Below are 21,146 nucleotides of genomic sequence, written 5' to 3' on the forward strand. Positions count from 1 at the left end.
ATACAATTCACTAATGTTTAAGACGCATTTTTTTGAAATCTCTAATTGCTTCCTGCTCAATCTCATATTTTGACTTAGAACGACATCTTTTTAACCATTCATCAACATCTTTTCGCTTAAACATAAGGATTTTACCTGTTTTAAAAGAAGGAATTTCGCGAGTAGATTTGAGTTTGTAAATTGTTGATTTACTTAAGCGTAAATACTTTGCAAGCTCATCAATTGACATCAATTCATTATCGTGATTAACTTCGTGAACTAATGGGTTTTTTTGCACTAATTCCTGCAGTAAATCTTCGATTTTTTTGCAATCGCTCATTAATTAACTCAAATGGATTCTCCATAATTTATCATGATTTTTTTGATTATTATATTTAAAGGTACGATTAAGTAAACAGAAAAAGCAATAACCTCTAGTAGTGTTCAATGAAAATGAACATGAGAATTCATTGAACAACAACAAAACAGAATGTCTGAATTTTCAAAAAAACTCATTATGGCTCAAATTATTTCGATGGGGATAAAACTCATCCGCATTTCAAAATGCAATCCTTTTTTGCTCGAAATTTCTGATAACGCAGGGATTTCTTGGCAAATCAGATTTAATGGCTCGACCGAAGTAGGAGAATTTTGGGATATTTTCCGAAGAGGCGAAACAATTTATGCAACGACTTCAAAAGGAAGGTTTCGGTCGGTGGATTCTGGTTCGTATTGGATGCAGATTTAATATGGGAATGTTCCTTCTCCAAAGATAAGTTCGTGGCATCTTTTATGAAAGTTTTTGCTTCTTTCTTCTTTCGTCAAAGATGGTGAAAAAGGAATTTTGTTTCCTTCAGAATCTGCAACAAAACACAAATCATCATCATCCAAATCAGGATTTTCCCAATAATTTTTTATGATTCTCGCTCGACCATTTTTGGGATTGAATTCTCGAACTGGTGAATCAGAAACAAAAGGGAAAAGGATATTCTTATGGATGTCGATGATTCCAAACTTTATTTTCTGAAAATCTTTGTTAAAATACTTGAAATAATTACTATAGTGAACACCTTCTAATTCCAATTTTTCTCTGTCAAAGAATACATCGACAGTTTTTCCTGCACAAAAATTGTCACCGATAAACTCCAAATGATCCCATTCAAAATCCATGATAACATTTTGATCAAAATCAATTATCCCAAACTTATCGTCTTTACCAACAATTATCAAATCTTCGTTGAAACTATAAAAATCATCAAAATTCAAATGCAGAATCAGGTTTCCATCGATATCGATGATTTTCCACTTTCCATTAAAACAAAGTGCAACTCGTGGACTTTCGGATGAAAGGTCAGCAAAAATATTATCATAAATAAACGGTACTACAGGATTATTTTGACGGTCGAAAATTCCATATTTTCCATTTTTTCGCGCAATACAATAATCGTTTTGGAAAAAAGGATAATTAATGGTTTCGTATTCATCGGGAATCACCAAATATCCTTCTCTGTTTACAAATCCAAAACCATCATCGGTACAGACCCATCCATAACCTTCTTCATCAAAATCAGTTACTTCTTCCCAATCAGTTGGATGGAAACCTTTTTCTTCATAATCTCCTGCTAAATCATTGGCTTGCCAAGGGTGGATTTTTTTCATTTTCTGTTTTTATTAATTTCTTCTGCGAAATTTATTATTTCATTGCTTATATCACTGTTTTCTGTAAAAAAATGAGAAGGGAATTTTTTCATAAAAGCCCAAGAATTTTTATTTTCTATTATAATATTAGAAAAAAAGCTTTTATAAAAATCAACATGTTTTAAAGCATAGAAATCTTTTCCTGATGCATTTCTAACGCCTATATTTTTTTCGATATAATTTACTCTAATTAATAATTTGTCGTCCTCTATTCCATCCAGTAAAATATCTGTAAACTTTTGGTGCATATTATCTGTAATTAAAGAATGAAGAGTTTCATCTATTTCATGTCGAGATAATTTTGGCATGTTGTGTAAAGAAATAAAACCTGATTGTTTTTGCTTCAAATTAATCTGTCTTAAATTTAGGTCAATTGAACATAATTCATCATCTGAAAGCCAGGAAGGATGAGGAATTGCAAAAACTTTATGATTCCCAATTTTTCCTCTGATAATTAATCTCTTATTATCATTTCCGACAAGCAAAACTTCACCATCAATTTCAAATTCATCCATTCCCGAACTTGTTCCTAATAAAATGATGTTTTCTGGTTGAAGGATATTGATAAATTCTAAGGTTAAATCTTTACAAGTTTCTAAAATATTTACTTCCTTGATTTTCTTTATGTCAATAAATTTTTTAGAAGGGAAATAAACATAATTCATATAGTTAAAATCAAGTTCCATATCATAAATTATCTTCATTTTCATCAGTTGACGAAGTACTTTCCAATTAGTTTGATATCCATTCCATTTGGAATTTCCTTGCAAAAACTTTTGTGAATCCAATGTGCTTTCTATTCTCTTATCAACTTTTTTTGATGGAAATGCATAATTTGAAAACGGATTTAGCGCAAGAATTAAGTTCTTACTTTTTAGGTTGCAAGGTTTTTGAAAAGCATAATAATCTAAATGATAATCTTCGGCAATTGTTTTGCAGATATTTATCGCTTTCTCCGCCCAATTAACAAGTTCTGAAGCATATGTGTTTTCCATGAAATTCTAATTTCAGACAAATTTAACCCATTAAACCGCCAAAACAAGTCCCTCAAAAATATTTTTCACAGTCGCCGTTTGTCTTCATCAGCACTTATCTTTGAATAAAAAAGATATGAACATTTTAATAAAACTTAGAAATCATTTCTTCGAAGAAGTAACAGAAGAAATTGAAAAGAAACATTCTGAAGAAAGAAAAATAATTTTGAAGCAAGTAGGTTTTGTTTTGCTATTTTCAATTGCAATTTTTATCGTCGCTTATCCTATCACTTGATATTCAAGTTGGATTAAATTAGTAAGAATCATCCGTTTAACGATTGTCAAAATGGAAAAAAACGAAATCTTGTCGCAAATATCTACTAATTTTGCGACAAAATTTTCATCTTTTAATGATTCTGATTTTTTAAACTGTTAAAATTATCAAGCAATTTCTCAATATTCTCTTTTCCCACAGGATTTTGGCTATGGACTTGAAAATTGATGTCCGAAACTCCATTGTCCAAACAGAATTCAACCAAAAACTTCGCACAATCGAAACCTGTTTTTCCTTCTCCTAAATCATGATCGAAACTGATGAACTCAGGAACACCATTTTTGTTGATGAAGTTTACAAATTCATCATAGTCATAAACTCTTTCAAAATTTTCAGGAGTAGAACGAAGGTCATCCAGATATAGATTCATAATTTTCTTGCTCAAAATTTCTTATCTTTTTCATTCATTTCCAGCGCCACAGAAAGAAATTTCAAATATTCTTCCCTAACACTTTTCGGTTCCATAATTCGCAATCTTTCCGCATGTGTAAGCAATTCCTGATAGAAATCGTAGGTGGGAACTAATGTTAATTCAATTCGAAATTCTTCGTCGTTTTCAACCAATGTTTTTTGTGAATGATGGATTGGCAGCGACTTTACAAATTTTCCTTGCCACGGATCAAATGAAAGAACAATTTTCCTTGGTGTTTCACAAGGTGTAGAAACAATTCCGAATGAGTTAACAAAGAGTTTTTCAATATCTGTTTCAATATTTTTGAAAGTTTTATTATGAATTTCCAAATCGGTGAGTCGATCTAAACCGTGGGTTTTTATGAAAAAACCTTTTCCTTCATTTTCATTCGCCAACAAATACCAGCGATTTCGGAATTCTTTCACTGCATAAGATTCTACGACTTTTCTTTGAGGAATTCCATCCCAATATTTGGTGTAATTAAAACTGATGAGTTTCGAGTTCTTAATCGCATAAATAAGTCCCTCGAGATTGTGTAATCCAGATGCTTGACGCTTTTCAAAAAGCATTATTTTAGAATGATCAGCGGTTTGTCGGTAAGCGTTTACTAACAGTAAATTATCGAAAACACCTTTGGATTGCTCCAAGTTTTCATCTTCAACAATTTGGTAAGTCATGGTCGATCGCTTGAATTGGATTTCAATTCCGAAAAGTTCCCAAAGTAAATCCCTATCACGCTTGAATGTTTTTTCACTGAACGCCAAATCATTATCGAAACCATTTGAATAATGTTTTTCTTCCAAGTAATTAAGTACTTCATCATAAGTCGCACCTACATTTTTCTTGGATTGTAGCAAGTTTGAAATATGAATCAAACGCAACATTTGATCTCTTTTTGCCATTGTTTAAATTTTATAGGTCAAAGATAAACAAGCAAACGGACAAATTATGACTATTTAATTGATGTGATAGTAAATTTTCATACTAACAATTATCTAAAATATTACAAAACGTTTTTCAATCAGCTCAATATTTTCTTTCTTGACACCATATCCCTTTGCCAAGCTTTTCCAATTTCCCAATGCCGCACTTGTCTTTTGAATGATTTCATCTATAACTGCTTTTGAAAGTTTTGCTTCCAAACCTAACTTTTCAAGGTGAGTTCGAGTAATATTTCGCCCTTCTCCCATCACCATCGTGCTTTGTTCTCCACCTGGTCCATTTGAAAATGTGAGATCGTACGCGGGTGACAATTTCCATTCGCCAGATTCATCCATTAAGAAGCTGAAATTTTTAGCATGGTCGTCTCGATTGTGTGCCATGACATTGAAAACTGCTAGTCGGAACATTTTTTCAACCTCTCGAATATCTTTGGTAAGAAAATTCGTTAAAGCCAACAAATCCTCATAATCATGAGATGGAAACCGAAAGTTACTATGAATCAATCCGCTTACAGTGTGCATGTGGAAGCGCTTATTTTTATCTCTGTCAAATCTTTTTACGGCAAAATAACCACTTCCTTTTTGTGAAGGAAATAAATGTGTTGTAGGCATTTCTAATCCTGCATTTGCCGCCATAATCGAGTAAACATACTCAATAGCTCCTGAATCGTTTCCATCTTGGGTGTTCGGAAATTTCACAATCCAATGTTCAAAACCTTCGCTCAATTCACCTGTACCGTGAGAAATGTTTTTCCTTTCTGAATCAACCCCAATTAATGCTTTTGGTCTCGCTCCAGCAGAAGATCCATTTAAAGCTAATAGTTCATTTATGACTTCTCCAGATTCGCCTTCCAAAACTTGCTCAGTTTGCGATGCTAAAACATCGAGGTCAATTTTTTCATCGTAATGGTTAAGACTTTCATCAGGTTCATAAACCAAAGCTCCCATTCCGTTTAATCCAACGTAAGATAAACGATCAAGTGGTGTAACTTCATTCGGCAAAATTCCTTCAGCTCTCAGCATTCTATCAAAAAGTAGCCTTCCCCAACCGTCGGGCAAGCTGTCATTGAAAACACCTGCCAAACCTTCAAAAGGTGTTCTAGGAAGTTCAATTAATCCACGTTGTAGTGGAAGTTTTATTGGTGAAATTTCCAAATTACTTTTAAGGAAAGAATTGTCATATTCAAAATAGATGATTTCATCACGAATTACTAATCGTCCTACTGGTTGAATCTCTTGTCCAAAATTCAATCCTACTTTTAATTCTTTGATTGATGTTCTCATTTCTTACTTCCTCTTTTTTTAACAGATTTTTCATCACTCTTTAAGACTTCGTCTATAGATTTAAAAGCAGGTGTAATTGGCTTTAAACCTTCAATCATCTCTTCTAAACCACCAACAATAGAAAGAATTTTCAAAAAAGATTCTAAAGAAATCATTCCAGTTTGTTCAAACTTTCTCAAAGTTGATAATGGAACACCGGACCTTTCTGCTAAACCTTCTTGAGTAAGATCCATCTGCAATCTTCTTTCACGAACATTTTGAACTAAATTTTTTTGGGCTTTTGAAAGAGATATAAATAACATTATAAGGGTATTTATATTGACTTAGTGAATATAACTAATATCATTGTATTACAAATATACGAAAATACATTTGATAATATTGTAAATAAAAACAAGGATGAACGGAAATGAACCGATTATCAATGCAATATTTTACAAATTAGAATATCGAAGTAAAGCCTTGAAGTAAATAAAGTTTTAGAGTAAATATGAGTTAATCACAATCGTTCTTTCAATTCTCAAGAATGCATTATAATTAAAGAAAATGCTATATACCATGGGATCTTGCAAGGTGCGAGATTGAAGGTATTCTTAGGAAAACCATAGAAAATACACGAAAACAAATATTTTTTAGTTTTTTCGTAATTTTAAAAAATGGAAAAATTTTTGCAAGCGTTTCTTTCTCTTCTCCACTTTTGGTTGCAGAAGCCCACACCTTTCAAGTCTCTTTTCCGTAATGAATAAATATATAACAAATGGCAGGATATAATATTGAAGGTAAAAAGGTTATTATCTCAGATGATAAATACAAAGAAGTTTATTGGATTGAATTATCTAACTTAGTAAAAGAGAAATACTTTACAGAAAACAGAGAAATTAGAGACCCTACCGTTGTACAAGAAATATTTAAGTTTTGCTTTTCTTTTTTTTGCAATAAACTTGAAGAAAAAATTCAATCTGAAAAGAGATTTTCTTTTTATTTATTTTGCCATTTGCTTCATGAAGATTCAATTGATATTTTTTTAATGCAAACTCAAGGTTATAAACTAAGTATAAATGAAGAAAAGTTTGCGGCTTCTCGAAAAATTTTAAAAATTATCTTAGAACAATCTGTAAAATATGATTTAAATGGAGCACCACACTTCGCAAAAGAAATGTTTGACAATATTACTGAATATGCAACTTATTTGGAAGAGATGTTATATATTGGAGAATGGGCTTTTATTTCAAGTGAATATCTAGCAAAATGTCAATTGTTTCCCAAAGCAATCGGTGTTAATTATTGTGATGATTTAAATGAAATTGCGTTTTTAACTTATCAACCATATCCAATATTTTTTTCTCATATTTTTAAAGACTTACCGAATCATGAAAGCAAGGTTGCACTTTCTGACTGCATTGACGACTTTAAAAATTTAATTGAAGAAAAGTATAAAGTTAAATATGATGACTTATGCTACTTCATTGCTGAAATTATTCAAAAACCAGAACATAAATTTGGAGTTACTTTGCTTTCAGAAATAATAAAGAATATAAAAGCAAACACAACTGTAGACCATAACTTCATTGATAGCTTTTATAAAGGATTGACTTTAAATAAAGATGTAGCTTTATCAATTGAAGAATGTTTTTATAAAAATCAAGATATAAGAAGACATATCTACAGACCAATTTTAGAATATAAAATAGATGGTAAAATTTTTAATATAGTTGGAGCAAATAAATGGGGAGAAAGTATGGTTCTTCTAACTACAAATTGTTTCCCTTTTGGTATTTTTCCAGAAGAATGGAAAGAAAATATTGATTTAAAAAAATTTATAGAAAAAATTGATAATACTCATGATAAAATATTACAACTTCCCATTACTAATATTTTATTAGCTAAAAATCATCCTTATGAAATTGACATAAAAAGTTTTGCTACATATAATAAACAAAATATTAATATTGACAATACAATTGGAGACATTGACATTTTATTTTTAGACATTCAAAATAAAAGGATTTATGTATGTGAATGCAAACACAATAGGTCAAGATTTGATTATAATAATTGGAAAAGAGATTATAGTAATTTTAAATCTAAATATGAAAGCCAATTAAATAGAAAAGTTGAGTGGGTTAAACAAAACATTGAAGTAATAAGAAATCACTTTAAATTCAGAGGAAACAACCCTATAGATTTAGACATTAATCATTTCGAAGTTATTGGTATTTTTCTTATAAACGCACCCACTCTTTATATGTATAATAGCACTTACAAGTGTTATACAATAAATGATTTTGAGAGAGTTTTAAACAATGAAAATCCTTTTAATGAATTTGTAGTATATGCAGAGGATAGGAAAAAGACATACAAATTCAATCATCCATATTTTGAAGATGTAGAAAGACAATTATAACTACGGATATGTTTCGCAAGAGGTCATTTTATCATTTCCATTGCTTATGTTGAAATTCTAGTTAATTTCTGCAAGAATTAAGTTGTGATCGGATATCCGTTTCTCAATTGGCTTTTCTGTAATTTTCACTGACTTTCCAAGCAATAATTTTTTGCTCAAAACAATATGAAGTACAGAATTAGAAATGTCTTGAGTAATAATTTCAAGATTTTCAGCTTCACAAAAATCTCTAAAATCTTTCTGAACAGCTTTACTTGGATATGGATAACCAGAAAATGAAATATTCAAATCACCAGCAAAACAAAGATTTCCATTCTGAGCAATTCTTTGTAAATCTAATTTTTGCATTTTCAAATCTTCAGTAAAGTGTTTATTTCTTCCACCTGTAAAACCAATTATGCTTCCATAAAGAATTAATTTACCAATTTCTGTGTCCATTTCTACACATACACTAGAAAACCCATCATAAGTATCAATACTTTTTGATAATTGAGTTTTACTGTAAATTGAAGTTTTTGTTTCTCCTGCGTGGAATTCTATTCCGTTATAATGTGATGGAAGTTCAATTGTTGAAATTTTGAGGTATTCAGGAAACTCAATGTTTGTATTTGTTTCTGTCAGAAAAATTATATCTGCACTGAAATAGGAAATGATTTCAGTGATTTCATGGATTCGCTTTTCGTTGGTTTTTGGTCGTCTGATATTCCAAGTTAAAACTTTCATATCGATGATAAAATTAATTCAGGATAGAAGATTAAGGTTTGCAAATATGTTATATAATTTATTAAATTTTCCAAAGTTTTAGGGCAATATCCGCAAATTCATCTCCACGCTTATCTACATTAGAGAATTTAAAGTTCCCATAATCGGACAGTTCTCTTGTTATGTGAATATTTGATTTTTTATAGAATGCTTTCTTTCTAGAAAAAGGATTGTTTGAAGCCTTAATATTTAATTCACTTGCCAGTAGAGTCATATTTCCAATCCTATTAACATACTTTTTATGCTTTACAATTGATTTGTCTCCTAAGTAACTTTCCCAATCTCCAAATTTATTTTTTGAAGCTTTAGAGATAATATTCTGAGGAATAATATGTTCAAGGTGTAAATCTCTGCCAGAATTTAAGGTATATTCGTTATAATTTCCAATTTTATGATATTCTAATTGTGATAAAATATACTTCGCTCTTGTCTCCAATATACCTTTAAGTTGTTGAGTTGGAAATCTGTCAGAAAATTCATCATCATCGGGATAATCTTCTAAAAGAGATTCTTTTATCTCCTCTAAATAATTATCAGTTTCTTTGATCTTTAGCAACTTTGCAAAAATATCATCATTTTCACTAGTTCTTCTTTCACAAACGTGTCTTCTTAGCATTATTGCACCAACCATATCAAGCATTCTAAATTGTTCAGATTCCGAAAATGATTTTTGCATAAAGTGCATAAGAAATATGTAAGATGGAAAGCTCCTAATTGCAGCTAAATCTCTCAACTTAGCATTAATTTTGTCAGAGGGAAATTTTTTGTTGAATATTTTTGAATACGTTAATGCACAATTGACGATTTTTTTTAAATAATCTGCAAGGTCAATTCTATCTTCTTCATTAGATGCTTGCTCAACATTTCCAATGATAACCTTAGTGCTATTATCTGTGTTGATAGTTTCTTCGTCAATTTCGTCTTCGTTAATTTCCGTAGAATCTTTTTCTTCTTCATTATATAGATACTCCCCCAACAAATGAACATTCTTAACTTTTTTAAAATAATCTTTCTTAAAAGCGTCAATAAGATTTGTTTTGGTAATTTTTCTGTTGTAAACAGATGAAATATACTGCCTGAAAAAATCATCCGTTGAAATTCCATCTAGCGATACTATTACCTGTGACCAAAGCTCTTTAACTTCTTCCAACTTTTCTACACCCATTTTAGCAGCGTGTCCTAAAATAAAGTTTTTTAGAATATCTGTCGCAGACAACGGAAGTCCACGATTGTTGATAGTCTCAAAAAGTTTATATGCATCTTGTGCTTGCTGAACATCAAGACGTATTATTTTTGCAGTATGAACTAATTTTCGGTAAAAATCAGTCAACCAGCTTTCACCATCTTGACTTATCCTAATATTAATGAGATTTTCGAACAAGGTATATGCACCCAAAATGTTTTTATTAAAGATGTCATGAGTTTTACCTTTCATAATCTTGATCAAATCAGCATTATCGAGTTCGCCAAGGACCAATTTAGGAGAATCAAGATTTGTCCCATCAACGCATCTAAGCATAGATGTGATTTCATTAACAAAATGATCCTTTTGTTGAAGTTTAAAAAACTCTCTCAAAACTGATAATAAGATTACAACCGTTGTCAATCTTTGCTGACCATCAACAACATCAACTTTATTTAACCCACCATTATAAAGTCCAGTATGAATAATCAACATACCAAACAAGTGACCTTCATTTGATTGAAGCATATCAATATCTTCAAAAAGGAATGCGGTTTGTTTATCTTCCCATGCATATCTTCTCTGATATGAAGGAACAATTAATTGTTCAATTGGGTTATTTAGCAACATATGTATTGTTCGATCGTGGGGAATGATATTCATAATGTAAAGTTTATTTTTTTTGCCTTAAATCATATGAAAAAGCAATTTTTAAATGTAAGTAAAATGGAGAAATAATAAAAGTATCTATGGTATTTAATTCGCTAATTGTTAAATGATAATTTAGAGGCACTTGCCAAAACGATTTACGATTATTGGTTCGTTCAGTTTGATTTTCCTGATGAAAATGGGAAACCTTATAAATCTTCGGGTGGGAAAATGGTTTATAATGAAGTTTTGAAAAGAGAAATTCCTAATTGTTGGGAAGTGAAAAGCTTAGAAGATTCATTTAAGATTAAAAAAGGAACATTAATAACAGAAAAAACAGCAAATAAAGATGGAAAAATAAAAGTTGTTTCGGCAGGTGTTGATTTCTCATATTTTCATGACAGAAGCAACTTTGCAGAGAACACAATTACAATTAGTGCTTCTGGAGCAAATGCTGGACTAATAAACTTTTGGCGAGAACCCATTTTTGCTTGTGATTGCACAACCGTTAGAGGAAAAAATTTAAGCGAGACTCTTTTCGCTCTAGAATTTCTAAAATCAGTACAGGATCATATATTTAATCAAGCAAAAGGTTCTGCTCAGCCACACGTTTATCCAAAGGATATTGAAATATTAAAATATGCTGAGCCAAGCTATGTACTATTAAATGACTACGGTAAATTAGTAACTCCGCTAAATCAACAAATCTCAAATAATCTTAAAGAAAATCAGGAACTTACACAGCTTCGCGACTGGCTACTTCCAATGTTGATGAATGGTCAAGTTTCAGTAAAATAATGTTTTTTCTTTGCGGTAAATTATCATTTATCTATATTTGTTGATAACTAATCTTTATCTGAAAGCTGTTTTCCAAAGCAATTGGAGAAATTGCGCGGTTTTAACTTAACCCCAATTTCATGAATAACAATTTTATCAACGAGATTAAGATGTCAATGCAAATGATTATCAACGAACAACAGATGGAATTTCTTAATCAAACTCTTTTAAATTCTCTGCAAAATAAGATTATTAGCGACTTTCAGCCAGAGTATAACGATGATATTTTAGACAATTCTAAACTATTGTCTCTTTTTATTTCATCAAAAAAAGTTGAAGGATGTTCTGAAAAATCTTTGAAATATTATACTTCGACGATTAATCATCTTTTTACTGAAATTAAAAAAACTGTTGTAGAGATTTCTACGAATGATTTGAGATTTTATCTCTCGAATTATCAAGATATTAAAAAGTCTAGCAAAATTACAATTGACAATATCCGAAGAATTTTTTCTTCTTTTTTTGGCTGGTTGGAAGACGAGGATTATATACTGAAAAGTCCTGTGAGAAGGATTCACAAAGTAAAATCGGGAAGACAGGTAAAAGAAATCCTTACCGATGAGCAAATTGAAACTTTACGTGATAATTGCTCCGAAATAAGAGACCTTGCAATGGTTGAACTGCTTTCATCTACAGGAATGAGAGTTGGCGAATTGGTGAGATTAAATATTGCAGATATTGATTTTCACGAAAGAGAATGTGTTGTACTTGGAAAAGGAAATTCGCAACGAATGGTCTATTTTGATGCACGGACAAAAATACACCTCAAAAAGTACCTCGAAAGCCGTTTGGATAAGAATAACGCTTTATTTGTTTCTTTAGCACAACCAAATTCTAGATTGACAATTGGAGCCATCGAAACACGAATTAAAAATTTGGGTAAAAAGTGCAACATTGATAAGGTTCATCCTCACAAATTTCGGCGCACTTTGGCAACTTTAGCGATTGATAAAGGAATGCCTATTGAACAAGTTCAAAAACTATTGGGACATGTAAAGATTGACACAACTTTACATTATGCTATGGTAAACCAAGGAAATGTAAAAATTGCCCACAGAAAATTTATAGGATGATGAGGAGTAATTTTAAGTTGAGTGATTTGTTGAAAATCAAAAACGGAAAAGATCATAAATCTTTATCTGAAGGTAATATTCCTGTTTATGGAAGTGGTGGTTTGATGCGGTTGGTAGATGAATACATTTACGATAAGCCAAGTATTTTACTTCCCCGAAAAGGCTCTCTGCAAAATATCCAATACGCAAATCAACCATTTTGGACAGTTGATACGCTTTATTATACCGAAATCAATGAAAAATTAACCGCTCCGTATTTCCTTTATTATTATTTGAAAAGTTTGAATCTGGAAAACCTGAACACGGGAACAGGTGTACCAAGTATGACATTTTCAAGTTATTACGATTTAGAAATTAACTTACCGCCCTTAGAATTGCAAAAAATTGTTGCGAAATTTCTTGAAAATATTGACCGAAAAATCCATGTAAACAATCAAATAAATGATAATTTAGAGGCTCTGGCTAAAACGATTTACGATTATTGGTTCGTACAGTTTGATTTTCCAGATGAAAATGGGAAACCTTATAAATCATCAGGTGGAAAAATGGTTTATAACGAAGTTTTGAAGAGTGATATGCCGAAAGATTGGGAAGTGAAGAAATTGAAAAATTTTGCAACGACTGGTTCTGGAGGGACACCAAAATCTACTGAAGATTCATATTATGTAAATGGGAAAATCCCTTGGATTAATAGTGGAGAATTGAACAATCCAATTATTGTAAATACAAATAATTACATAACAGAAACAGGCTTACAAAATTCGTCCGCTAAATTATTTCCAGCTGAAACAATACTTATCGCAATGTATGGAGCAACTGCAGGAAAAACCAGCTTGATTACTTTTGAAGCAACTACTAATCAGGCAATCTGTGCAATAATACCAAATCAAAAAGAACTTTTATATTATTCAAAATTTACATTGGATAATCTTTACAATTATTTAGTTTCGTTGAGTTCAGGGTCTGCTAGAGATAACTTGTCCCAAGATAAAATAAAAGAACTTGAAGTAGTGAATCCTTTACATGAAATATTAAGTAAACACTATCATCTAAATTTGTCTTTCTTTGAGAAAATAAAAGTAAATTTAGTTGAAAATCAAAAACTTATGCAACTGCGTGACTGGTTGCTTCCAATGTTAATGAATGGTCAAGTTTCAGTAAAATAATGTTTTTTCTTTGCGGTAAATTATCATTTATCCTATTATTAATTTCGATTTTTTTTTCCAATTTGGAAAGAATGGAAGAAATCCTCTTCTGAATTTCAATTTCAGGCAAATGGACAGGAATAGATTTTATGATATCTATCGGTAAAGTACATCTTTGTCCACTTCCGCCTGCATTATTTTCAAAATATGTTTTTGCTAATTGCGTATTGAACCAATAATGAAGAAATCTACCATCTAAATGGTTTTCATTCGGTGTGATTAGTGATAAATGATATCCCAAAACCACATCTTCAAAGTCTTCAGAAATATAAGTTGAAATTCCAATATCATCTCGCTTTTCACTATCCTTGGTAATTGCAACTTGACCTTTTCTTAAAATAAATTTTTCGAATTCATTATCGTTGCAAGATGCAACCATGAAAGTTTCCGCTTTATGGGCGTTTATAAAATCATTCTTATAAACATCGGTATAATTACAAAGTCTGACTGAAATTTCGTCTGAATTCGTTTTCTTATCAACATTACTTAGTTTGACATCAGCAATTTCACCAAGTTTACAAATTTTCCAATCACTCATACTTCAACCCCTTCAATTGTTTCATAATCTCTAAATCCAATGCATTTCCTTCTGCAAAAAGTTCATGCAACTTACTTTCAAAACCATTTAATTTCACTTCAAATTCCTCGGCAGTAATGTCCACATATTCAATCTTCACTTCAAAATATTGACCTGCGGAAAAACTGAAATTTTTGTCTTCAATTTCTTTTGCAGTAAGAACAACAGAGAAGTCTTCCTCGGCTTGTTTTTCATTCATCGCCCGAATGATGCGTTCTTCTTCGGTCTTGGTCAAAACAGTTTTTTGATTTTTGCCATCTTTTACCGTTTCCCCTAATTTGGAAGCGTCCACCAAAACGATTTTTTCATTGTCTGCTTTTTTATCAAAAAACAAAATTGATACGTTCGTTCCTGTACTTGCAAAAATATTACTTGGCATACTTACAACACCTCGAAGCCAACCACGTTCAACCAATGCTTGACGAATCTTTTTTTCGATTCCGCTTTGTGCCGTAATAAATCCTGTAGGAACTACAATAGCCGCTTTTCCTTTCTCTGACATGCTGTGCATGATATGCTGAATGAAAAGAAGATAAATTGCCATGCTTTCCTTCTTCGTTTTTGGAATATTAGGAACTCCTGCAAAAAATCTTTCTTTGTATGCATCGGCTGAAATATCTTTCTGATAATCGGAGAAATCAAGTTTAAATGGCGGATTTGAAACGATGTAATCAAATTTTTCTCCCAAATAACTTGGATTAAGAATGGTGTTCCCTTTTACAATATTGGGAATGGAATGCGAAAGACTGTTGATAATGAGATTTAAACGCAGCATATTTGCCGATTTCTGCGAAATATCTTCGGAATAAATGGTGCAATTTCGCTCACCAATTGCGTGTGCAATATTCATCAACAAAGTTCCAGATCCTGCACTTGGATCGTAAACTTTAACCCCATTTACTTTATAGTTTACCATAATTGCCGCCATAATTCTAGCGACTGCATGTGGCGTATAATACTCAGCGTATTTTCCACCACTGTCGCTGTTGTAATCTTTGATTAAATATTCAAAAATCGTCGCGAAGAAATCATATTTCTCCGAGAACATTTTCTGAAAATTTACGTTCACCAACTTATTTACAATGGCTCTACAAAATGCATCACGCTGCGAAGCATCACGGATAAAAAGACTGATGTCGTCAAACATTTTATCTTTTACCCCTGTCGAAGATTTTACAGAATAGATGTTTACATTATCATTACTGATGTTTCTCAACGTTCCATCAAAATAAGTTTCAGCGAAATTATCTCTGTTTGAATTATTGAAAAGATATGCAATCGTTTGTTCCGGTTGAAGTTTTGCTGCTTTGTTTCCAATTCTCGCCAGCAAGAACTTTCGCTGATCTTCAGGGAGACTTTCATAAGCTTCCTGAAAGTTTTCCGCTTCGTCAAGTTTTGGATTGGCTTTTTTGGCTTCGTAAATGAACTTGTCGTTCAAATATTTGAACAGGAAAACCTGTGTGATGATATTAAATTCGCTTGCATCATTTCCAAGACCGTAGTTTGCACAAACGCTTTTCAGGTCGTCAATTAGTTGCATCGTTTTCGATACAAACTCTCTATCTGTCATAGTTTAGGCGTAGTTATAGTTGTATTGATGTAAATACTCGTTTACAATGAGATGGTTGATCTTTGAAGTAGTATCGAAATCAAGGTTTAATTTTTGCGTATCGATAAATTGATTCACCACAATGCTCATTACTTCATCTTTAAAGTATTCGTCATTTTGGAAAAGGTTCACATTGTTTAGAAAAATGCTATCGATTTTATTTTTCGTTTCCATCAAAGCATCGTGAACTTTAGATTCTTTTTCTGAAATCCCTTTTGATTCCATCAGTCTTTTATGGATTCTTGCATACTTTTCGTCGGAATCATATTTATCTTTAAGAGCTGCGTTGTAGCGATTCATTTCTTTTACTTCATCATAAATTCGGCTCAAAATTACGATATTATCACGCATATCTTCCTGCGAAACTTCGTCTAGATTTTTATTTTTAAAAATCCTTTCCAATTCTTCTCTCAATGAAACAAATTCGGGAGCGGTTTGATCAAAATTACGTCGCAGTTCTTCTCTAGTTTTTCTTAATTGATCACGTAATTGATCAGCGAGTATCATTTCTTCTTCCGATATTTTTTTGAAGTCGAAATAGATGTCCTCCAATGCTACATTGAGCAAATTTGATGTATCGGAATCTGAGTTAAGATCATCAATGAAATTCATCATATCCAATTTGCGCTGCACTTCTCCTAACATCAAATTCATTTTGTGGAAATCTAGAGAATGTAACATGTCATTCAAATCCTGAAAACGAATAATGTTGCGAAGTTCCCTTACATTGGTCAAAAGTTTAATAAGTTCGACAAGTTTTTTCTTGTCTTTAATCTCACCAATTTGTGTAGAAAAATTTTCAATATTTTTCGTGTCATACAGAAAAAGTTTCTCCTTAATTTCCGAAATATCTTTTTCGATTTCTTCTCTTGATTTGAAGAGATCGCTGTAATTTTTCATTTCGTCACCAAGTTCTTCCTGCAGTTCTTCAAAATATTGTTGGTTCGTTTCCTTAAACTCCTTTGTAATATCTGCGAAATCAACAACATGTCCAAATCGATAATTCTTATAAGGTCTATTAACACGTGTCAATGTCTGTAAAAGATTGTGATTTTTTACAACTCTTGCGAGATATAATTTTTTCAATCTCTTCGCATCAAAACCCGTCAATAGCATATTGTAAACGAAAAGCAAATCAATTTTTCCTTGCTTAAATGCGGTGATCAAATCTTTTCGAATTTCTTTATCGTTTTCGTCGTGTAGAATTAGTGCCGCTTTAAGTTTTCGGTCTTTTATCTTACTATAAGGAGCGCGTTCTTCTGCAACAAGTCTTGAAGCGTCTATTTCCTGTTCACCAAATTGATATTCAAAATGTCTGAAAAGTTCCTTCGCTTGCGCGGAAGTATCGCAAACAACCATCCCTCCGAGCGAAATATCTTGAAAATTATCTCTGAAATTTTTTAGATCATCAACAATATACTTCAGCATAGGTTCTACAAACTTCGGATGTGCAAAAATGTCGCTTTTTGAAATATCACCTTTTTGAATTTTGATTTGGTCCATAATATCCTTCATCTGCATACTGTAATGCGTGCTAATCGCTTCCCGAATCAACCGCAAAGTGTAGCCATCTGCAATAGAAGAATTGTAATAATATTTATGGATGTAATCTCCAAAAAGTGCCTTCGAATCGTACTCTTTTGCAACTTCACGAAGCAAAGGTGTTCCAGTCAATGCAATTTTTATGGCTGATTCATCAGATTTTAGAAGATTTATCAGATAACTTCCTTTTGGATTATAACTTCGGTGCGCTTCATCAATAAAATAAATGCGCTGTATATTTAGATCATAATCAATTTTTTCATTAACAGCACTATCTTCGGTAAATTTCTGAATATTAACTACGGAAATTTCCAATTCCCCAGAATTGTTTTGCACGGCATTTACCGATTTCATATCCCTTGCAAATTCTGAACGGGAATTAACCATTTTCACAATAAGCCCACGAGAACGGAATTCATTTCTTGCCTGAATTGCTAAATCCAATCTATCAACAATAAAATAGAACTTAGCAATTGTATTTTTTTTCTGAAAATAATCTGTAACGAACTTCACATTAAAAAATGCTAATGCAGTTTTCCCACTTCCTTGAGTATGCCAAATAATTCCTTTTTTAGTTCCTTCTTTAAGTTTTCTTTCAATTGCCCTAGTGGCGAAAAACTGCGGATAGCGCATGATGTGTTTTTGGATTTCAATTTTTCCATCAAATGTATTTTCCACATAAGTAATGGCGTAACGCAAGAGAAAAGCAAGTCGATCCTTTGAAAGAAGCGATGTGATAATTCTATTTGTTGGCTTATTGTAATCCTTATTCGTGATAAACTCGTCCGTGTGCTTTATTGCAACGATATTGTTATCCTTCAGAACCAAATTTTCTAAATCTTGATCTTCAGATTTCAAAATCTTGTTTAAATCCAGATTTTCCTCTTCCCTGAAATAATTGAAATGAACACCTTCTAATGCAGGAGTTGCATAATATGCACCCATTACAGGATCAACAACTCCGTCCTCATAATCCATGTTATTACTGAAGATCATAAGTTGCGTAATATTCGTAAAGGTTTTGAATGCTTTAAGAGCGAACCTTTTATTGATGCGATTTCTCTCATCAATTACACCTTGCCGATTGTGCGGTTTTTTAACTTCGATGAAAGCCAATGGCATTCCATTAACAAGAATCGTTATATCGGGACGAAATTCCTCATCACCATTCTTACAAGTGAGTTCCGTTGTAACATGAAAGCTGTTGTTTGAAAAATTTTCGAAATCAATTAACTTAATTCCTGAAGTATTGACTAGCTGTTTGTAAAAATCCCTTCCCAAATCATCATACTTCAACTTAAGCGAAATATCCTGTAATAGCTTATGAGCCTCTGATTCATTCAATCCAGGATTTATTTTCCTAATACTATCAAAAAATATATCAGGAAAAATATTATTTTCCTCAATTCTGACTTGTTGCTTTCGTGGTATATACTTGTAACCCAATCTACACAAATGCAAAATGGAGGGTATTTTCACGCGAGAATCTTCGTTAAAAGACATAGTTTACTTTAAAAAATGTAATTTTTAAAAATAGATAAAATTTTGCTCATGAGGAAATTTAATTAATAGAATTCAAGAGGTACTAAAAAAAAGAAGCACCTCACCGATGCTTCTTAAAATAGTTTAATTTCCGTTTTTTATCCAACTTTCGATTCTCTTTGATTTCTTTATCTGACCATCGGCGACATTTGATAATTTTGTTTCTATAAATCCAATAATGAGATCTACATTTGAAGCTCCAATTTCCAATTGAAGGTGACAATGAAATATAATCTCCTTCGAAAATCAATTTCCAATCGGTTGGAGAGAAAGGTGTCACTACTTCATTTTTACAACCGCAGATGCAAAAGTGCACAGCTGTTCCAAACTCTAACGAAATGTAAAGAACACCTTCATCTAAATGATTAGGAATGTACTCTACAAAATTATGCGTAAGCTTTTTCATCTGTCAGCTGATTTACATTTAGACAATACAACGAATGATTTTCATAATTTAAATCTTGATAAAAACCAATAAATTTCTTCCATTTAATAACCGCAAAAGCAGCATTAATTGAATTTAATTCCGCAATTTGAATATTAGAATTATACATATTTTCTTGTGTTTCATCAAATGGCAATCTATCTTTCAATTCAATGTCATAATCATTAAAAAAAGAACTCATCCGCACCACACCAGTTAATTTGTTATCAACCAAATTAACACCCAGTCCAACATCTACAAATGGAATCTTATTTTTAAAAAGATATTCTGCAATAATTTTTCTTGAAGAGTTTCGATCAATTGCGAGAAAAATAAAATCTAAATCATTAAGCACCTTAATGTTATCTTCATACAAGAACGTTTTATTTGGTACAATGTACTTATGCATGTTTGAATACTTTTCAGCATAATAATCAACTTTAGGCAACTCCGCACACAACTCTTTATCTGAAGCAGCACCTGGAGAGCGAAACGCATTATGAGTTGAGAATACATCATTATCAAATAAACGAATTTCTTTTACAGAAGTCTTAGCAACTAAATCTAAAATATATGCACCGGTTCCCCCCAAGCCTATTATCCCCACTTTATGATTTTTGAATTTTTCTTTCATAAAACCAATATTTGCCCTGCTTGAGTTAGTATCTTCATATTGAAAAACAGAATCTACATTTTCCGCAATTATAGGAAAATAAGGTTTTTCAGTTACACCTGGATCTAAAGATTTCGCCGGCGCAGAGATTATTTCGGCATACCTTCTAAACTTTTCATAATAGTTTGTATAGCCATTCGCCGGTTTGTTGGAAAATGACCTGCTAATTATTAAACCATTTCCAAAGTTTTGAGCGGATTCAGAATGACTTATTGAAATCAATAATGAACCATCTTTATTACATGGAGGTTCACCAATAAAATGCATTACATGCGTTTCTGGCATTGCGGTACTATTTCCTTTCAAACTTAAAGTAGAAACTAATGTTCCCATTTTTATCTCGGTTAGACTATTGACATAAGGAATGTGGTGGACAAGTAAATGTCCACTCTTAAATTCCAAATGATAACCTTCGTCAATTAATTGACGAAGGTCGGGACTATGATTTATCAGTTCTTGTGACATTAAATATCATTTTGTCTTTAACTTTAACTGATTCACCGTACGTCAATACACCTTCTGGTTTATTGCCTCGTCCTCTTTTAAATGCCATTGTGTAAGCGGCACTTGGAGAAGTGTCATAAGATCCGAAAGCTAATTCTATTACCTGAACAAAACTGATTTCCTTATCCCTCCAATTAAACTCTCTACCATTAACAAAAATCATATTGTTATGGCTATTTTCTTGACCATTGCTTTGGTCTTTTTCTGGTTTCTTATTAATTTCCACTGGTTCAATTTTTTTTAAATTAATTATTATTTTCTTTTCTCACACCCTTGTGAGGCTTCCCGTTTTGATTTACATCCAAAAACCTTCCTGTTGTAGTGTCTCTCTTCACCCATTGGCTGGTTTTGGGATTAAACACTTGACTTCTTTGGCGGACAGCACCAATTCTGCTGTTATCACCTATTGGCTTGTTTACTGCCATAATTTTAAATTGTATTTATTTGGTGCTCAATTAGAACAGGATGCACACCTTTTCCCGGGCGGGTGTTGTGAATTATGTAAAATGTATTACATTTGTACAACAAAACAGAGAGGTAG

The 21,146-nt window shown here is 31.9% G+C and carries 22 protein-coding genes; 6 read left to right on the forward strand and 16 right to left on the reverse strand.

Features of this window, described 5'->3' with window-relative positions:
- Positions 1-10: 10 nt before the first annotated feature.
- Complete coding sequence (locus IV513_RS03415; protein ID WP_165136776.1) at positions 11-319, reverse strand: helix-turn-helix domain-containing protein; 309 nt, start codon at positions 317-319, stop codon at positions 11-13.
- 177 nt (positions 320-496) lie between these two features.
- Between IV513_RS03415 and IV513_RS03420 the strand changes: the two genes are divergently transcribed.
- A complete protein-coding gene (locus IV513_RS03420) occupies positions 497-727 on the forward strand; it encodes a hypothetical protein (RefSeq protein ID WP_209389118.1) in 231 nt (76 codons plus the stop codon).
- Here IV513_RS03420 and IV513_RS03425 read toward each other — a convergent pair.
- Together IV513_RS03425 and IV513_RS03430 are read right to left on the reverse strand one after the other, a co-directional pair.
- Positions 724-1,638 (reverse strand): WG repeat-containing protein, encoded by a 915-nt coding sequence (locus IV513_RS03425; protein WP_209389119.1) that lies wholly within the window; start codon positions 1,636-1,638, stop codon positions 724-726. The genes IV513_RS03420 and IV513_RS03425 overlap by 4 nt on opposite strands.
- Positions 1,635-2,672 (reverse strand): hypothetical protein, encoded by a 1,038-nt coding sequence (locus tag IV513_RS03430; RefSeq protein ID WP_209389120.1) that lies wholly within the window; start codon positions 2,670-2,672, stop codon positions 1,635-1,637. The genes IV513_RS03425 and IV513_RS03430 overlap by 4 nt, the downstream gene beginning before the upstream one ends.
- 115 nt (positions 2,673-2,787) lie before the next feature.
- On the opposite strand from IV513_RS03430, the gene IV513_RS03435 reads away from it, so the two are divergent.
- A complete protein-coding gene (locus tag IV513_RS03435) occupies positions 2,788-2,946 on the forward strand; it encodes a hypothetical protein (RefSeq protein WP_209389121.1) in 159 nt (52 codons plus the stop codon).
- A 112-nt stretch (positions 2,947-3,058) separates the two neighbouring features.
- Here IV513_RS03435 and IV513_RS03440 read toward each other — a convergent pair whose 3' ends face one another.
- The 4 genes from IV513_RS03440 to IV513_RS03455 all read right to left on the reverse strand — a co-directional run bounded on the left by IV513_RS03440 (position 3,059) and on the right by IV513_RS03455 (position 5,924).
- Positions 3,059-3,355, reverse strand: coding sequence for a cyclic-phosphate processing receiver domain-containing protein (locus IV513_RS03440; RefSeq protein WP_209389122.1), 297 nt, complete (start codon positions 3,353-3,355; stop codon positions 3,059-3,061).
- Positions 3,356-3,366: 11 nt separating this feature from the next.
- The gene (locus tag IV513_RS03445; RefSeq protein ID WP_209389123.1) at positions 3,367-4,299 is read right to left on the reverse strand and encodes a YafY family protein; all 933 of its coding nucleotides are present in this window, start codon (positions 4,297-4,299) and stop codon (positions 3,367-3,369) included.
- 93 nt (positions 4,300-4,392) lie between these two features.
- On the reverse strand, positions 4,393-5,622 hold the full coding sequence (locus IV513_RS03450; RefSeq protein WP_209389124.1) for a type II toxin-antitoxin system HipA family toxin: 1,230 nt from the start codon (positions 5,620-5,622) through the stop codon (positions 4,393-4,395).
- Positions 5,619-5,924 carry a helix-turn-helix domain-containing protein gene (locus IV513_RS03455; protein ID WP_209389125.1) on the reverse strand — a complete coding sequence of 102 codons (306 nt, stop codon included), beginning with the start codon at positions 5,922-5,924 and terminating at the stop codon, positions 5,619-5,621. The genes IV513_RS03450 and IV513_RS03455 overlap by 4 nt, the downstream gene beginning before the upstream one ends.
- Before the next feature lie 455 nt (positions 5,925-6,379).
- Here IV513_RS03455 and IV513_RS03460 point away from each other — a divergent pair, with 455 nt between their 5' ends.
- Positions 6,380-8,026: a hypothetical protein gene (locus IV513_RS03460; RefSeq protein WP_209389126.1), complete on the forward strand. Its 1,647-nt coding sequence runs from the start codon at positions 6,380-6,382 to the stop codon at positions 8,024-8,026.
- Positions 8,027-8,083: 57 nt separating this feature from the next.
- Here IV513_RS03460 and IV513_RS03465 read toward each other — a convergent pair whose 3' ends face one another.
- Together IV513_RS03465 and IV513_RS03470 are read right to left on the reverse strand one after the other, a co-directional pair.
- Positions 8,084-8,749: an endonuclease/exonuclease/phosphatase family protein gene (locus IV513_RS03465; RefSeq protein WP_209389127.1), complete on the reverse strand. Its 666-nt coding sequence runs from the start codon at positions 8,747-8,749 to the stop codon at positions 8,084-8,086.
- Positions 8,750-8,810: 61 nt separating this feature from the next.
- The gene (locus tag IV513_RS03470; RefSeq protein WP_209389128.1) at positions 8,811-10,634 is read right to left on the reverse strand and encodes a DUF262 domain-containing protein; all 1,824 of its coding nucleotides are present in this window, start codon (positions 10,632-10,634) and stop codon (positions 8,811-8,813) included.
- Between the two features lie 105 nt (positions 10,635-10,739).
- Here IV513_RS03470 and IV513_RS03475 point away from each other — a divergent pair, with 105 nt between their 5' ends.
- The 3 genes from IV513_RS03475 (at position 10,740) to IV513_RS03485 (ending at position 13,695) form a co-directional block, all read left to right on the forward strand.
- Positions 10,740-11,417, forward strand: coding sequence for a restriction endonuclease subunit S (locus IV513_RS03475; RefSeq protein WP_209389129.1), 678 nt, complete (start codon positions 10,740-10,742; stop codon positions 11,415-11,417).
- Between the two features lie 119 nt (positions 11,418-11,536).
- The gene (xerA, locus tag IV513_RS03480; protein WP_209389130.1) at positions 11,537-12,529 is read left to right on the forward strand and encodes a site-specific tyrosine recombinase/integron integrase; all 993 of its coding nucleotides are present in this window, start codon (positions 11,537-11,539) and stop codon (positions 12,527-12,529) included.
- Positions 12,529-13,695: a restriction endonuclease subunit S gene (locus tag IV513_RS03485; protein ID WP_262897315.1), complete on the forward strand. Its 1,167-nt coding sequence runs from the start codon at positions 12,529-12,531 to the stop codon at positions 13,693-13,695. The genes xerA and IV513_RS03485 overlap by 1 nt, the downstream gene beginning before the upstream one ends.
- Here IV513_RS03485 and IV513_RS03490 read toward each other — a convergent pair.
- The 7 genes from IV513_RS03490 to IV513_RS03515 all read right to left on the reverse strand — a co-directional run bounded on the left by IV513_RS03490 (position 13,634) and on the right by IV513_RS03515 (position 21,030).
- Complete coding sequence (locus tag IV513_RS03490) at positions 13,634-14,272, reverse strand: restriction endonuclease subunit S (protein WP_209389132.1); 639 nt, start codon at positions 14,270-14,272, stop codon at positions 13,634-13,636. The two genes, IV513_RS03485 and IV513_RS03490, sit on opposite strands and share 62 nt — an antisense overlap.
- The gene (locus IV513_RS03495; protein WP_209389133.1) at positions 14,265-15,881 is read right to left on the reverse strand and encodes a class I SAM-dependent DNA methyltransferase; all 1,617 of its coding nucleotides are present in this window, start codon (positions 15,879-15,881) and stop codon (positions 14,265-14,267) included. The genes IV513_RS03490 and IV513_RS03495 overlap by 8 nt, the downstream gene beginning before the upstream one ends.
- 3 nt (positions 15,882-15,884) lie before the next feature.
- Positions 15,885-18,965 (reverse strand): type I restriction endonuclease subunit R, encoded by a 3,081-nt coding sequence (locus tag IV513_RS03500; RefSeq protein ID WP_209389134.1) that lies wholly within the window; start codon positions 18,963-18,965, stop codon positions 15,885-15,887.
- 100 nt (positions 18,966-19,065) lie between these two features.
- Positions 19,066-19,410: a DUF6527 family protein gene (locus tag IV513_RS16035; RefSeq protein ID WP_369074862.1), complete on the reverse strand. Its 345-nt coding sequence runs from the start codon at positions 19,408-19,410 to the stop codon at positions 19,066-19,068.
- Positions 19,391-20,566, reverse strand: coding sequence for a ThiF family adenylyltransferase (locus tag IV513_RS03505; RefSeq protein WP_209389135.1), 1,176 nt, complete (start codon positions 20,564-20,566; stop codon positions 19,391-19,393). The genes IV513_RS16035 and IV513_RS03505 overlap by 20 nt, the downstream gene beginning before the upstream one ends.
- Complete coding sequence (locus tag IV513_RS03510) at positions 20,541-20,831, reverse strand: multiubiquitin domain-containing protein (RefSeq protein ID WP_209389136.1); 291 nt, start codon at positions 20,829-20,831, stop codon at positions 20,541-20,543. Before IV513_RS03510 ends, IV513_RS03505 begins: the two co-directional genes overlap by 26 nt.
- 19 nt (positions 20,832-20,850) lie before the next feature.
- Positions 20,851-21,030 carry a hypothetical protein gene (locus IV513_RS03515; protein WP_209389137.1) on the reverse strand — a complete coding sequence of 60 codons (180 nt, stop codon included), beginning with the start codon at positions 21,028-21,030 and terminating at the stop codon, positions 20,851-20,853.
- Positions 21,031-21,146 lie beyond the last annotated feature (116 nt).

Source organism: Chryseobacterium sp. RR2-3-20, from assembly GCF_017808115.1.
GTDB lineage: Bacteria > Bacteroidota > Bacteroidia > Flavobacteriales > Weeksellaceae > Chryseobacterium > Chryseobacterium oryzae.

Excerpts from the sequence above, each read along its gene's own strand:
- IV513_RS03425 (WP_209389119.1), bottom strand. The coding sequence starts at position 1,638 with ATGAAAAAAATCCACCCTTGGCAAGCCAATGATTTAGCAGGAGATTAT.
- IV513_RS03515 (WP_209389137.1), bottom strand. The coding sequence starts at position 21,030 with ATGGCAGTAAACAAGCCAATAGGTGATAACAGCAGAATTGGTGCTGTC.
- IV513_RS03505 (WP_209389135.1), bottom strand. The coding sequence starts at position 20,566 with ATGTCACAAGAACTGATAAATCATAGTCCCGACCTTCGTCAATTAATT.
- IV513_RS03445 (WP_209389123.1), bottom strand. The coding sequence starts at position 4,299 with ATGGCAAAAAGAGATCAAATGTTGCGTTTGATTCATATTTCAAACTTG.
- IV513_RS03440 (WP_209389122.1), bottom strand. The coding sequence starts at position 3,355 with ATGAATCTATATCTGGATGACCTTCGTTCTACTCCTGAAAATTTTGAA.
- IV513_RS03470 (WP_209389128.1), bottom strand. The coding sequence starts at position 10,634 with ATGAATATCATTCCCCACGATCGAACAATACATATGTTGCTAAATAAC.
- IV513_RS03465 (WP_209389127.1), bottom strand. The coding sequence starts at position 8,749 with ATGAAAGTTTTAACTTGGAATATCAGACGACCAAAAACCAACGAAAAG.
- IV513_RS03490 (WP_209389132.1), bottom strand. The coding sequence starts at position 14,272 with ATGAGTGATTGGAAAATTTGTAAACTTGGTGAAATTGCTGATGTCAAA.
- IV513_RS03460 (WP_209389126.1), top strand. The coding sequence starts at position 6,380 with ATGGCAGGATATAATATTGAAGGTAAAAAGGTTATTATCTCAGATGAT.
- IV513_RS03430 (WP_209389120.1), bottom strand. The coding sequence starts at position 2,672 with ATGGAAAACACATATGCTTCAGAACTTGTTAATTGGGCGGAGAAAGCG.
- IV513_RS16035 (WP_369074862.1), bottom strand. The coding sequence starts at position 19,410 with ATGAAAAAGCTTACGCATAATTTTGTAGAGTACATTCCTAATCATTTA.
- IV513_RS03420 (WP_209389118.1), top strand. The coding sequence starts at position 497 with ATGGCTCAAATTATTTCGATGGGGATAAAACTCATCCGCATTTCAAAA.
- IV513_RS03450 (WP_209389124.1), bottom strand. The coding sequence starts at position 5,622 with ATGAGAACATCAATCAAAGAATTAAAAGTAGGATTGAATTTTGGACAA.
- IV513_RS03495 (WP_209389133.1), bottom strand. The coding sequence starts at position 15,881 with ATGACAGATAGAGAGTTTGTATCGAAAACGATGCAACTAATTGACGAC.
- IV513_RS03500 (WP_209389134.1), bottom strand. The coding sequence starts at position 18,965 with ATGTCTTTTAACGAAGATTCTCGCGTGAAAATACCCTCCATTTTGCAT.
- IV513_RS03415 (WP_165136776.1), bottom strand. The coding sequence starts at position 319 with ATGAGCGATTGCAAAAAAATCGAAGATTTACTGCAGGAATTAGTGCAA.
- IV513_RS03485 (WP_262897315.1), top strand. The coding sequence starts at position 12,529 with ATGAGGAGTAATTTTAAGTTGAGTGATTTGTTGAAAATCAAAAACGGA.
- IV513_RS03455 (WP_209389125.1), bottom strand. The coding sequence starts at position 5,924 with ATGTTATTTATATCTCTTTCAAAAGCCCAAAAAAATTTAGTTCAAAAT.
- xerA (WP_209389130.1), top strand. The coding sequence starts at position 11,537 with ATGAATAACAATTTTATCAACGAGATTAAGATGTCAATGCAAATGATT.
- IV513_RS03435 (WP_209389121.1), top strand. The coding sequence starts at position 2,788 with ATGAACATTTTAATAAAACTTAGAAATCATTTCTTCGAAGAAGTAACA.